9 protein-coding genes are annotated in these 14177 nt (G+C 52.0%); 6 read left to right on the top strand and 3 right to left on the bottom strand.

Annotation, left to right across the window (positions count from 1 at the left end; genetic code table 11):
* Nucleotides 1–85: 85 nt before the first annotated feature.
* Nucleotides 86–1711 carry a propionate catabolism operon regulatory protein PrpR gene (gene prpR / locus ACLD4K_RS04605; protein ID WP_411011454.1) on the bottom strand — a complete coding sequence of 542 codons (1626 nt, stop codon included), beginning with the start codon at nucleotides 1709–1711 and terminating at the stop codon, nucleotides 86–88.
* Between the two features lie 265 nt (nucleotides 1712–1976).
* Here prpR and prpB point away from each other — a divergent pair, with 265 nt between their 5' ends.
* From prpB to prpE, 4 genes are all read left to right on the top strand, one after another.
* A complete protein-coding gene (gene prpB, locus ACLD4K_RS04600; protein ID WP_000052221.1) occupies nucleotides 1977–2864 on the top strand; it encodes a methylisocitrate lyase in 888 nt (295 codons plus the stop codon).
* 111 nt (nucleotides 2865–2975) lie between these two features.
* On the top strand, nucleotides 2976–4145 hold the full coding sequence (prpC, locus tag ACLD4K_RS04595) for a 2-methylcitrate synthase (RefSeq protein ID WP_183058713.1): 1170 nt from the start codon (nucleotides 2976–2978) through the stop codon (nucleotides 4143–4145).
* Between the two features lie 21 nt (nucleotides 4146–4166).
* Nucleotides 4167–5618, top strand: coding sequence for a bifunctional 2-methylcitrate dehydratase/aconitate hydratase (locus tag ACLD4K_RS04590; RefSeq protein ID WP_411011453.1), 1452 nt, complete (start codon nucleotides 4167–4169; stop codon nucleotides 5616–5618).
* Nucleotides 5619–5658: 40 nt separating this feature from the next.
* Nucleotides 5659–7545, top strand: coding sequence for a propionate--CoA ligase (gene prpE / locus ACLD4K_RS04585; RefSeq protein ID WP_411011452.1), 1887 nt, complete (start codon nucleotides 5659–5661; stop codon nucleotides 7543–7545).
* Nucleotides 7546–7648: 103 nt separating this feature from the next.
* Here prpE and hemB read toward each other — a convergent pair whose 3' ends face one another.
* Nucleotides 7649–8623, bottom strand: a complete 975-nt coding sequence (hemB, locus tag ACLD4K_RS04580) for a porphobilinogen synthase (protein ID WP_000130724.1) — start codon at nucleotides 8621–8623, stop codon at nucleotides 7649–7651.
* A gap of 513 nt (nucleotides 8624–9136) precedes the next feature.
* Here hemB and ACLD4K_RS04575 point away from each other — a divergent pair.
* Entirely contained in the window at nucleotides 9137–12073 is a 2937-nt protein-coding gene (locus ACLD4K_RS04575) for an autotransporter outer membrane beta-barrel domain-containing protein (protein WP_411011451.1), read from the top strand.
* Between the two features lie 85 nt (nucleotides 12074–12158).
* Nucleotides 12159–12782 carry a hydrogen peroxide resistance inhibitor IprA gene (gene iprA / locus ACLD4K_RS04570; RefSeq protein WP_411011450.1) on the top strand — a complete coding sequence of 208 codons (624 nt, stop codon included), beginning with the start codon at nucleotides 12159–12161 and terminating at the stop codon, nucleotides 12780–12782.
* Nucleotides 12783–12826: 44 nt separating this feature from the next.
* Here iprA and ampH read toward each other — a convergent pair whose 3' ends face one another.
* Complete coding sequence (gene ampH, locus ACLD4K_RS04565; protein ID WP_000830775.1) at nucleotides 12827–13984, bottom strand: D-alanyl-D-alanine-carboxypeptidase/endopeptidase AmpH; 1158 nt, start codon at nucleotides 13982–13984, stop codon at nucleotides 12827–12829.
* Nucleotides 13985–14177 lie beyond the last annotated feature (193 nt).

The raw sequence follows: 14177 nt of genomic DNA, 5'->3' as shown, positions 1-14177 counted from the left end.
TTGCTGGCAACTGGCATCCGTTTTGCCGGATGACGGCCTGCAGTAAACGTAGCGCCATCAGGCATTCAGGACGTTGTCATTTATCTTAATTACCCGACTGGTCTTTGGCACATGCTTTTAAACGACGCCAAAGGGTGGTGCGGCTAATCCCCAGATAACGCGCCGCCGCGGTCTTATCGCCATTAAAGCGCGCCAGCACATCCTGTAGCGTGTGCGCATCCACGGTTGAAGGCGTCAGTTCTGCTGTGTTCACCATAAGCTCAGGTAATAACTGCCGCATAAACTGCCTGTCCAGTGTTGGCGCGGGATCGACGCTTAAAAAAAGCGCCAGGCGCTCCATCATATTACGCAGTTCGCGAATATTACCGGGCCAGCGCCAGGCCAGCAAAAGCGGCTGACACTGTGTTAATCCATGACGTATCGATTCGGTAAACGGAATTTCCATCGCCGCCAGCGACTGTTTTAAAAAGCTTTCCGCCAGCGGCAAAATATCAGCCTGCCGCTCGCGCAAAGAAGGAAGCGTCAGACGCAGAATACTCAGGCGGTAAAAGAGATCGGGGCGAAAACGTCCTTGCATTATTTCCCGATCCAGATCGCAATGCGTGGCGCTGATCACCCGGACATCCACCGGGATCGGCTGGTGTCCGCCGACGCGAGTGACGGCTTTTTCCTCCAGTACGCGCAAAAGTCGGGTTTGTAACGGCAAGGGCATTTCGCCGATTTCATCCAGAAACAGCGTGCCGCCGTGTGCGATTTCAAACAGCCCCGCCCGGCCTCCTCGTCGTGAACCGGTAAACGCGCCCTCTTCATAACCAAACAGTTCCGCTTCCAGCAACGACTCGGTAATCGCGCCGCAATTGACGGCGACAAAGGGAGGGGATGGCTTATTCTGACGGTGAGGCTGGCGGTGAAAAAACGTCTGGTGAATCGCCTGTGCCGCCAGCTCTTTTCCGGTCCCCGTCTCCCCCTGAATCAGCACTGCCGCACGGGAGCGGGCATAGAGTGTAATCGTCTGGCGGACCTGCTCCATTTGCGGCGACTGGCCGCGTATATCACCCAGTTCATACCGGGTTTGTAATCCCTTGCCGGATGGGTAATCCACGCGCTGGCGCCGTGTCAGACGGGTCATATCCAGCGCATCATGAAAAGCCTGACGAACGGTCGCCGCGGAATAAATAAAGATGGCTGTCATTCCCGCTTCTTCCGCCAGATCGGTAATTAATCCCGCGCCGACGACGGCCTCAATACCGTTGGCCTTAAGTTCGTTAATTTGCCCGCGCGCGTCCTCTTCGGTGACATAGCTTCGCTGTTCAAGACGGAGGTGAAACGTTTTCTGAAAGGCAAGTAAAGCCGGAATGGTCTCCTGATAGGTCACGATACCGATAGACGAGGTGAGCTTTCCCGCTTTCGCCAGTGCCTGTAATACATCGAATCCGCTGGGCTTGATGAGGATCACCGGTATTGACAGGCGACTTTTTAAATAGGCCCCATTCGAACCCGCCGCGATAATCGCGTCGCAGCGCTCGGTCGCCAGTTTTTTGCGAATATAGGTCACCGCCTTTTCAAAGCCGAGTTGAATAGGCGTGATGGTCGCCAGATGATCGAATTCCAGGCTGATATCCCGAAACAGTTCGAACAGACGCGTTACGGAGACCGTCCAGATCACCGGTTTATCGCTATTATCGCGCGGAGCGCTGTGGGCAGTCGTCATCGCAGTAGATTCATCTTTAAGGGGCGATTTTTTGTTTTAAACGTGTTTCATAAATGTTGCAATGAAACAGAGCGATTCGTTTCATGAAACGTTAGCTGACACGTTTTTCTTTTCCCTTAATCGCGCTTATTCATAACAAGAATGACTGTAATTACCTGTTTTTAAATCTCATTGTATTTAATTTTCTCGCTGCCTCTTTGCCTGGCATAGCCTTTGCTTTGGTGAATACATTCTGAGTAACAATTTACTAACATGAGGACGAGATATGTCTTTACATTCGCCGGGGCAGGCATTTCGCGCCGCGCTCGCTAAAGAGAATCCATTACAAATTGTCGGCGCGATCAATGCCAACCATGCTCTGTTGGCCCAACGGGCCGGGTATCAGGCTATCTATCTTTCTGGCGGCGGCGTAGCGGCGGGCTCGCTTGGACTGCCGGATCTGGGGATTTCGACGCTGGATGATGTGTTAACCGATATCCGGCGCATCACGGATGTTTGTCCGCTGCCGCTGTTGGTGGATGCGGATATTGGCTTTGGCTCCTCCGCCTTTAATGTCGCGCGGACGGTAAAGTCCATAGCCAAAGCGGGCGCCGCCGCGCTGCATATTGAAGACCAGGTTGGCGCTAAGCGCTGTGGACACCGTCCAAACAAAGCGATCGTCTCGAAAGAGGAGATGGTAGACCGAATTCGGGCGGCAGTGGATGCACGCACCGATCCGAACTTTGTGATCATGGCGCGTACCGATGCGCTGGCGGTGGAAGGGCTGGAGGCGGCTCTCGATCGTGCGCAGGCTTACGTGGACGCGGGGGCTGACATGCTGTTCCCGGAGGCGATCACCGAACTGTCGATGTACCGCCAGTTCGCCGACGTGGCGCAGGTGCCGATCCTCGCCAACATCACTGAGTTTGGCGCGACGCCGCTGTTTACGACCGACGAGTTGCGCAGCGCACACGTGGCGATGGCGCTCTATCCGTTGTCGGCGTTTCGCGCCATGAACCGCGCCGCAGAAAAAGTCTATACCGTGCTGCGCCAGGAAGGGACGCAAAAGAACGTGATCGACATCATGCAGACCCGCAACGAGCTATACGAAAGCATCAATTACTACCAGTTCGAAGAGAAGCTGGACGCGCTGTACAGGAATAAAAAATCGTAGCCTGTAGGCCTGATAAGGCGAAGCCGCCATCAGGCAATGCCGGATGGCACTACGTTTATCCGGCCTATACGCCTCAATACCCTACACATTAAAAAAAATGACGAGGACACTATGAGCGATACCACGATCCTGCAAAATAATAACCATGTCATTAAGCCCAAAAAATCCGTCGCCTTGTCTGGCGTACCAGCCGGAAATACCGCTCTGTGTACCGTGGGAAAAAGCGGTAACGATCTGCACTATCGCGGTTACGACATTCTCGATTTGGCGGAGCACTGCGAATTTGAAGAAGTCGCGCATTTACTGATCCACGGAAAATTACCGACCCGCGACGAGCTGAACGCGTATAAAAGCAAGTTAAAAGCGCTGCGCGGATTACCCGCCAATGTCCGTACCGTTCTGGAAGCGTTACCGGCGGCCTCGCACCCGATGGACGTGATGCGTACCGGCGTTTCCGCGCTGGGCTGCACCCTGCCGGAAAAAGAGGCACATACCGTCTCCGGCGCGCGCGATATTGCCGATAAGCTGTTGGCCTCGCTCAGCTCTATCCTTCTTTACTGGTATCACTACAGCCACAACGGCGAACGTATTCAGCCGGAAACCGACGATGATTCCATCGGCGGCCATTTCCTGCATCTGCTGCATGGTGAAAAGCCAACCCAAAGCTGGGAAAAGGCGATGCATATTTCGCTGGTGCTGTATGCCGAGCATGAGTTCAACGCCTCGACGTTTACCAGCCGGGTGATTGCCGGGACCGGCTCGGATGTCTACTCCGCGATTATCGGCGCGATTGGCGCGCTACGCGGCCCGAAACACGGCGGGGCGAATGAGGTGTCGCTGGAAATTCAACAGCGTTATGAAACGCCGGACGAGGCAGAGGCGGATATCCGTAAGCGCGTGGAAAACAAAGAGGTGGTGATTGGCTTTGGACATCCGGTTTACACCATCGCCGACCCGCGCCATCAGGTGATCAAACGGGTGGCGAAACAGCTTTCGGAAGAAGGCGGCTCGCTGAAGATGTACCACATCGCCGACCGTCTGGAAACGGTGATGTGGGAGACCAAAAAGATGTTCCCGAATCTCGACTGGTTTTCGGCGGTCTCCTACAACATGATGGGCGTCCCTACCGAAATGTTCACCCCGCTGTTTGTCATCGCCCGCGTTACCGGTTGGGCGGCGCACATTATTGAACAGCGTCAGGACAACAAAATTATTCGTCCTTCCGCCAATTATACCGGCCCGGACGATCGCCAGTTTGTCGCCATCGACGAACGTTGCTAATTAAAACAGGAGTTGTACCCTATGTCCGCACATATTTCGAACGTTCGCCCAGACTTTGACCGTGAAATCATTGATATCGTGGATTACGTGATGAACTACGACATCACCTCAAAGGTGGCGTACGACACCGCGCATTATTGCCTGCTCGACACGCTCGGTTGTGGTCTGGAAGCGCTGGAATACCCGGCCTGTAAAAAATTGCTTGGGCCGATCGTGCCAGGCACGGTGGTGCCCAACGGCGCACGCGTGCCGGGCACCCAGTTCCAGCTCGATCCGGTACAGGCAGCTTTTAACATTGGCGCGATGATCCGCTGGCTCGATTTTAACGATACCTGGCTTGCCGCCGAGTGGGGCCATCCTTCTGATAACCTCGGCGGTATTCTGGCGATTGCGGATTGGTTGTCACGCAACGCCGTCGCCGCCGGCAAAGCGCCGCTGACCATGAAACAGGTATTGAGCGGGATGATCAAAGCCCATGAAATTCAGGGCTGTATCGCGCTGGAAAACGCCTTCAACCGTGTCGGGCTTGACCATGTACTGCTGGTCAAAGTGGCCTCGACCGCGGTGGTCGCTGAAATGCTGGGGCTGACGCGTGATGAGATCCTCAACGCGGTATCGCTGGCGTGGGTGGACGGCCAGTCGTTGCGCACTTATCGTCATGCGCCGAATACCGGTACGCGCAAATCCTGGGCGGCGGGCGATGCGACTTCGCGCGCGGTACGTCTGGCGCTGATGGCGAAAACCGGCGAGATGGGCTATCCCTCGGCGCTCACCGCCAAAACCTGGGGCTTCTACGACGTTTCATTCAAAGGTGAAACGTTCCGTTTCCAGCGTCCTTACGGCTCCTACGTGATGGAAAACGTGCTATTCAAAATTTCTTTCCCGGCAGAATTCCACTCGCAAACCGCCGTCGAAGCGGCGATGACGCTGTATGAGCAGATGCAGGCCGCGGGTAAAACGGCAGCGGATATCGAGAAAGTGACCATCCGTACCCACGAAGCCTGTCTTCGCATTATCGATAAAAAAGGCCCGCTCAATAACCCGGCGGACCGCGATCACTGTATCCAGTATATGGTCGCCGTGCCGTTGCTGTTCGGACGGTTAACCGCGGCGGATTATGAAGACGAAGTGGCGCAGGACAAGCGTATTGACACCCTGCGCGAGAAGATCGTGTGTTATGAGGACCCGGCTTTTACCGCCGACTATCACGACCCGGAAAAACGTGCTATCGGCAATGCGATCACCGTGGAGTTTACTGATGGCTCACGCTTTGGCGAGATTGTCGTGGAGTATCCGATTGGTCATGCGCGTCGCCGCGCCGACGGTATTCCGAAGCTTATCGAAAAATTTAAAATTAACCTGGCGCGTCAGTTCCCGACTCGCCAGCAGCAACGCATTCTGGATGTCTCCCTGGACAGAGCCCGCCTGGAGCAGATGCCGGTTAACGAATACCTCGATTTATATGTCATCTGAGCCAGCCAGCAGTAAGGCGTAAGTTCAACAGGAGAGCGTGATGTCTTTTAGCGAATTTTATCAGCGTTCCATTAACGAACCGGAGACGTTCTGGGCCGAGCAGGCCCGGCGTATCGACTGGCGACAGCCGTTTACGCAGACGCTGGATCATAGCCGTCCACCGTTTGCCCGCTGGTTTTGCGGCGGCACCACTAACTTATGTCATAACGCCGTTGACCGCTGGCGGGATAAACAGCCGGAGGCGCTGGCGCTGATTGCCGTCTCATCAGAGACCGATGAAGAGCGTACATTTACCTTCAGCCAGTTGCATGATGAAGTCAACGCTGTGGCCGCCATGCTGCTGTCGCTGGGCGTGCAGCGTGGCGATCGCGTATTGGTCTATATGCCGATGATTGCCGAAGCGCAGATAACCCTGCTGGCCTGCGCGCGTATTGGCGCGATCCATTCGGTGGTCTTTGGCGGTTTTGCCTCGCACAGCGTGGCGGCGCGCATTGACGATGCCAGACCGGCGCTGATTGTGTCGGCGGATGCCGGAGCGCGGGGCGGTAAAATTCTGCCGTATAAAAAGCTGCTCGATGACGCTATTGCGCAGGCGCAGCATCAGCCGAAACACGTTCTGCTGGTGGACAGAGGGCTGGCGAAAATGGCGTGGGTGGATGGGCGCGATCTGGATTTTGCCACGTTGCGCCAGCAGCATCTCGGCGCGAGTGTGCCGGTGGCGTGGCTGGAATCCAATGAAACCTCATGCATTCTTTACACCTCCGGCACTACCGGCAAACCGAAAGGCGTCCAGCGCGACGTCGGCGGTTATGCGGTGGCGCTGGCAACCTCGATGGACACCATTTTTGGCGGCAAGGCGGGCGGCGTATTCTTTTGCGCATCGGATATCGGCTGGGTCGTCGGCCACTCCTATATCGTTTACGCGCCGCTGCTGGCAGGCATGGCGACTATTGTTTACGAAGGACTGCCGACGTACCCGGACTGCGGGGTCTGGTGGAAAATTGTCGAAAAATACCAGGTTAACCGGATGTTTTCCGCCCCGACCGCGATTCGCGTGCTGAAAAAATTCCCGACGGCGCAAATCCGTAATCACGATCTCTCCTCGCTGGAGGCGCTTTATCTGGCCGGTGAGCCGCTGGACGAGCCGACGGCCAGTTGGGTGACGGAGACGCTGGGCGTACCGGTTATCGACAATTATTGGCAGACGGAGTCCGGCTGGCCGATCATGGCGCTGGCCCGCGCGCTGGACGACAGGCCGTCGCGTCTGGGAAGCCCGGGCGTGCCGATGTACGGTTATAACGTCCAGCTACTCAATGAAGTCACCGGCGAACCTTGCGGCATAAATGAAAAGGGGATGCTGGTGATCGAAGGGCCGCTGCCGCCAGGCTGTATTCAGACTATTTGGGGCGACGATGCGCGTTTTGTGAAGACTTACTGGTCGCTGTTTAACCGTCAGGTTTATGCCACCTTCGACTGGGGAATCCGCGATGCCGAGGGGTATTACTTTATTCTGGGCCGTACCGATGATGTGATTAATATTGCGGGCCATCGGCTGGGGACGCGAGAAATAGAAGAAAGTATCTCCGGTTACCCGAACGTAGCGGAAGTGGCGGTGGTGGGGATAAAAGACGCTCTGAAAGGGCAGGTGGCGGTGGCGTTTGTCATTCCGAAGCAGAGCGATACGCTGGCGGATCGCGAGGCGGCGCGCGACGAGGAAAAAGCGATTATGGCGCTGGTGGACAACCAGATCGGTCACTTTGGTCGTCCGGCGCATGTCTGGTTTGTCTCGCAGCTCCCCAAAACGCGTTCCGGAAAGATGCTTCGCCGCACGATCCAGGCGATCTGTGAAGGCCGCGATCCGGGCGATCTGACAACCATTGACGATCCCGCGTCGTTGCAGCAAATTCGCCAGGCGATCGAGGAATAGCCGTAAGCCGGATAAGCCGCGTCCGGCAACGGGTTAGACTCAGCGACTGAATAGTGGGGTGTAAAGTCGGGAAAGGGCGGCAGAGCGCCGCCCTGTAACAGAATTAACGCAGAATATTTTTCTCAGCCAGATCCAGCGCGAAGTAACTGAAAATCAAATCGGCGCCGGCGCGTTTAATCGAGCCCAGACTTTCCAGCACGACCTTTTCTTCATCAATGGCGCCAGCCATAGCAGCAAATTTAATCATGGCGTATTCACCGCTCACCTGGTAAGCGCCAAGCGGCAACTCTGTGCGTTCGCGGATTTCACGCAGCACGTCCAGATACGCGCCGGCCGGTTTCACCATTAAGCAATCCGCGCCCTGGGCTTCATCGAGCAGTGATTCGCGAATCGCTTCACGGCGGTTCATCGGATTCATTTGATACGTCTTGCGGTCGCCTTTTAACGCGGTACCCGCTGCTTCACGGAAGGGGCCGTAGAAAGAAGAGGCGAACTTGGTGGAGTAGGACATTATTGCCGTATCGGTAAAACCGGCGGCATCCAGCGCCTGGCGGATAGCCTGGACTTGTCCATCCATGGCCGCGGAGGGCGCAATAAAATCTGCTCCAGCCGCCGCCGCGATAACGGCCTGCTTGCCGAGGTTGGCCAGCGTCGCATCGTTATCCACACCGTGTTCGCACAACACGCCGCAGTGGCCGTGCGAGGTGTATTCGCAGAAGCAGGTGTCGGACATGACGATCATCTCCGGCACGGTTTGCTTACAGATGCGGGACATTCTTGCCACCAGGCCGTCTTCTTTCCAGGTATCGCTGCCGGTGTCATCAGTATGGTGGGAAATGCCGAAGGTCATAACGGAACGAATACCAGCATTTGCGATACGTTCAATCTCTCGCGCCAGCTGCTTTTCCGGGATACGCATTACGCCGGGCATGGCATCAATAGCTTTGTAATCGTCGAGTTCTTCTTCAACAAAGATCGGCAACACCAGGTCGTTCAGGCTAAGTGTTGTCTCTTCAAACATAGCGCGCAGCGCAGCGGATTTGCGCAGGCGGCGAGGGCGATGGATAAGGTCTGTCATGGTCTGCCTGATGTTTGTGGAATCGAAGGCCCAGTATACCTGAATCTGCAGGCAGATGTTTTACGAAAACGGTCCTTAACGTAGCAGGCGCAGCCCCGGCGGCGGCAGAACATGGCGCTTCTTTTATATACCGGAGATTAATACCTCAGGCACTATATCATTTTAAATAAGAATTAGTTTTACGTTGTTTTTAGTTTTATTTCATCGTCATTTAAGTAAATGTGGGTTTTAACATTATTCATATTTATTTTATTTTTCTTTAATCCATATTTATCTCATATGTATTTTATTTTTTTTATTTTCTTGTAACCTCATGAAAAAGAATGATTTTTAATTATCTATTTTCCTTTCATTACGTCTTTTTAATTCATGTCCGAATCCGGACTGAGGATAAAGAATAATTGAACCTTTTAGCAATGACGCCGCATAATCCTCCTTGCTAAACATTTATATGTTTTTATGCATTGATAATTGATGGATCAACTATATTACGTCCCTGAGGAGGGATGACAAATGCACTCCTGGAAAAAGAAACTTGTAGTCTCACAATTAGCATTGGCTTGCACTCTGGCAATCACTTCTCAGGCGAATGCTACTACTTACGATACCTGGACTTATTACGACAATCCTACCACCGCGCTTGATTGGAATAATATGGATGCCGCAGGCACCGTTGATGGTAACTATGTAAACTATAGCGGTTTCGTTTACTACAACAACGCCAATGGTGATTTCGATCAGACGTTCAACGGTGACACTGTTAATGGTACGATTTCTACCTATTATCTGAACCATGATTATAATGACGCAACCAGTAATGAGCTGAATATTAGTAATTCAGTTATTCATGGCTCGATTACTTCCATGCTGCCGGTTGGTTATTACGATCGTTTTGATACGTTGGATCACGATGGGCTTTCTGAATATTATCGGTTCAACAACGGTACTGATACTGTTGACGGAAACTGGTATGACGGTGATGTGTTCACGCTGAACATCGCTAATTCCACCATTGATGATGATTATGAAGCGTTTTACTTCACTGATTCCTATAAGGATGGTGATGTAACTAAGTACACAAATGAAACATTCGATGTCAGCAAAGGCGTGGCGGTGAATCTTGATGTAGAAAGCAACATCAATATTTCCAACAATTCCCGTGTTGCAGGTATTGCCTTGTCTCAGGGAAATACTTACAACAACACTTATACGACGGAATCCCATAACTGGGATAACAATATTAATGTATTTGACTCTACTGTAACTTCCGGTTCAGATTATATCCTGGATCGTGCTTATGATACTGGCACTGGTACTTTTGGCACTGGTCACTTTGGCAATTCCGATGAGCCGAGCGATTATACTGGTGCGGGCGACGTTGCATTATCTTTCACTGATGACAATGGTGCTTCAGACTATGCAATGAAGAACAATGTGTACTTCAGTAATTCTACGCTGATGGGTGATGTCAAATTTACCAGTACCTGGAACGCCAATTTCGATGCGGATGGTGATGATACTAACGGTGATGGTGTTCCTGATACCAACCATGGCTGGGCTGATGACGGCCTCAACGTCGACGAACTGAACCTTACACTTGATAATGGCAGTAAGTGGGTTGGTCAGGCGACTTATACTGTTGATACAACGTCCCGTATGTATGATGTTGAAACGAACAGCCTTACTCCAGGCGCAACATTGGAAGATAATGCCTGGAATCGTATCGTTGGTAATGAAGTTTTCCAGAGCGGCGTGTTTAACGTGACGCTGAACAATGGTTCTGAATGGGACACCGTTGGGGACTCGACTGTTGATACGCTGGCTGTAAACAATGGTTCTCAGGTTAATATTTCTGATTCTGATTTAACATCAGACACCATTGATTTGACTAATGGTTCTTCACTGAACATTGGTGAAGGTGGTTATGTTGACACCGATCACCTGACAATTGACTCCTATAGTACTGTTGGTTTGACCGAATCTACTGGCTGGAGTACTTACTCAAACCTGTATGCTAATACCATCACCGTAACTAACGGTGGTGTGTTGGATGTGAATGTTGGTCAGTTTGATACCGAAGTATTCAGTACTGATAAACTGGAACTGACCAGCGGCAATACTGCTGATCACAACGGTAATGTTGTTTCTGGTGTGTTCAATATCCATAGCAGCGATTATGTTCTGAATGCTGACCTGGTGAACGACCGTACCTGGGATACCACTCAGGCTAACTATGGTTACGGTACTATCGCGATGAACTCTGACGGTCACCTGACCATCAACGGTAATGGCGATATCAACAACGGCGACGAACTGGATAACAGCTCTGTTGACAATGTTGTAGCGGCTACCGGTAACTATAAAGTTCGCATCGACAACGCTACTGGTGCCGGTTCTGTTGCAGATTACAAAGGCAACGAGCTGATTTATGTCAATGACGCAAACACCGACGCAACCTTCTCTGCAGCAAACAAAGCTGACCTGGGTGCTTACACCTATCAGGCTAAGCAGGAAGGCAACACTGTCGTGCTGGAACAGATGGAACTGACCGACTACGCTAACATGGCGCTGAGCATTCCTTCTGCGAACACCAATATCTGGAACCTGGAACAAGACACCGTTGGTACTCGTCTGACCAACGCTCGTCATGGCCTGGCGGATAACGGCGGCGCATGGGTAAGCTACTTCGGCGGTAACTTCAACGGCGACAACGGCACCATTAACTACGATCAGGATGTTAATGGCATCATGGTCGGTGTTGATACCAAAGTTGACGGTAACAACGCTAAGTGGATCGTTGGTGCGGCAGCAGGTTTCGCGAAAGGCGATCTGAGCGATCGTACCGGTCAGGTGGATCAGGACAGCCAGTCTGCCTACATCTACTCTTCCGCTCGCTTCGCAAACAACATCTTTGTTGACGGTAACTTGAGCTACTCTCACTTCAACAACGATTTGTCTGCTAACATGAGCGACGGTACTTACGTTGACGGCAACACCTCTTCTGACGCCTGGGGCTTCGGTCTGAAACTGGGCTACGACTGGAAACTGGGTGATGCAGGTTACCTGACTCCGTACGGCAGCGTGTCTGGTCTGTTCCAGTCTGGCGACGACTACCAACTGAGCAACGACATGAAAGTTGACGGTCAGTCCTACGACAGCATGCGTTATGAACTCGGTGTAGATGCAGGTTATACCTTCACTTACAGCGAAGATCAGGCGTTGACGCCGTACTTCAAACTGGCTTACGTTTACGACGACTCCAACAACGATGCTGACGTAAACGGCGACTCTATCGACAACGGCGTAGAAGGTTCTGCGGTACGTGTTGGTCTGGGTACTCAGTTCAGCTTCACGAAGAACTTCAGCGCTTACACCGATGCTAACTACCTCGGCGGCGGTGATGTTGATCAAGACTGGTCTGCAAACGTTGGTGTTAAATATACCTGGTAATCATTTTCTCTCAGGAGAAATAAAGGTAATTTAAACTGAAAAATGCCCGTCAAGGACTTGACGGGCATTATTGCAAGGAATGCATATGTTATCTTTAAGCAAGCCACTACAGGAATTCAATAAACTCGATAAATGCCTTTCTAAGTATGGTACGCGTTTCGAGTTTGTTAACGATAAAGAGATTATCTGTTCACCTGATGAAAGTAATACCCATACCTTTGTTATTTTAGAGGGGGTTGTTTCGTTAGTTCGAGGTGATAAAGTTCTTATTGGTATTGTGCAGGCCCCCTTTATTTTCGGCTTAGCCGATGGTGTGGCGAAAAAAGAGGCACAATATAAATTAATTGCGGAGAGCGGTTGCATCGGTTATCGCCTCTCATCATCACAAACTCTCGCCATCATTGAGCAGAACCAACTGTGGCGTGAAGCCTTCTGTTGGCTAGTATGGAAAAGTCAGGTACTGGAACTTCGTGACAAGCAGCTCATTGGTAATAATTCTTACGACCAGATTCGTGCGACGTTAATGACAATGATTGAGTGGGATGAAGAACTTCGATCACGTATTGGTGTTATGAACTATATTCATCAACGAACGCGTGTATCGCGATCGGTGGTGGCGGAAGTCCTCGCGGCCCTGCGTAAGGGTAATTATATTGAAATGAATAAAGGCAAACTGATCAGTATTAACCGTTTGCCCTCCGAATATTAACAAAAATGTTGCGCCTCGTCTGATATAGCGCGAGGCGCGACGACTCAGGATGCAGGAATAGCAATCGGTTTATTGCCGCTTAGCTCAGTAACCAAATCGTTAATCCCGTCGCTCATATTGGTAAAACGAGTGAGGGGGGAACGGGTTACGACCACAAAAGCGCCAATATTATATTGTGGGATCATCGCCATATAGGTAATAAAACCGCCGCCGCCGCCTGTTTTCTGGATAATGCCAGGACGTCCGTCTTTTGGCGCCATATAGACCCAGCCCAGACCGAGCGCGTCGGCTTTACCTGGTACGTCCATCCCGATGATTTTCTTTAACTGTGTGCGCTGATAAATCAACGTTTGCATACGATCGGCCTGATGGCTACGGTGATAGAAATCTGACGACAGATACTGTTGCATCCAGCGCATCATATCTCCTGGCGTAGAATAGACCCCGCCGCTGCCAATGGCAGCCAGCGTATTATTACAGGGGCTTGCGCCTTTTTCTGCCACCATCAGACGCTTACACTGATCGGGAGAGGGGGTAAACGTGGTGTCTTTCATTCCCAGCGGGCGGGTAATCTTTTCTTCAAACAGTTGCGTATAAGGTTTGCCGGAGGCGGTCGCCAGCGCGTCGGCTAACAGGTCGAACGCCAGATTGGAATAGGCCGCCTGCGAGCCTGGCGCGACTTTTAACGTTGCTGTGGAGAGCCAGTTCCAGCGTTGTTCGCGGGTTGGCCAGACAAATACCGGACGATGCGCCGCGCCGCCGGGCTGTTCTCGCGGAAGCGCGCTGGTGTGGGTCGCTAAGTTGACCAACGTAATCGGCGTGCCTTGATACGTCGGGACATGCGCGCCGGGAGGCGCATATTTGCTGAGAGGATCGTTTAATTTTACCGTTCCCTGATCGAGCAATTTTACCAACATTTCACTGGTCATTAGCTTGGTGAGAGAAGCGATACGAATGACCGAATCAAGCTGTGGACGAACATTATTGCCCGGTCTGGTGTCACCGAAACTACGAAACACGCGTTGATTGCCGTCGATCACCACCAGCGCCATGCCCGTGGCGCCGCTACCATAAAAGATATGCTCGGCATAACGATCAACGATATCAGAGGCAAAAACCGGATCGGCAATCGGCTGAGCCGCCTGGACAGAAGTAAGTGATGCCGCAAACAGCATGGCAGTAAAAAGCAGACTACGTTTCAACGGTGATGTCCATAAGTGAAATAACGGTGGTTATGCGTATTTATACTACCCGGCGGCACATTGCAAAACGTTAAAGAGAAAAAAGTGGGTGAAAAAACGTAACGGCGGGTTTTCGTGATGAAGAATGTTTACTTTTGTGATAAAGCGCTTGTGATAACCTAATAGCGCCAGCCTGCCTGCTTAGAATGAAACT

Source organism: Salmonella sp. 741265055_HSA, from assembly GCF_046569525.1.
In the GTDB taxonomy this organism is placed as follows: domain Bacteria; phylum Pseudomonadota; class Gammaproteobacteria; order Enterobacterales; family Enterobacteriaceae; genus Salmonella; species Salmonella enterica.
The sequence above is the reverse complement of the archived record's forward strand: the minus strand, read 5'-3'. Positions and strand labels throughout refer to the sequence as shown.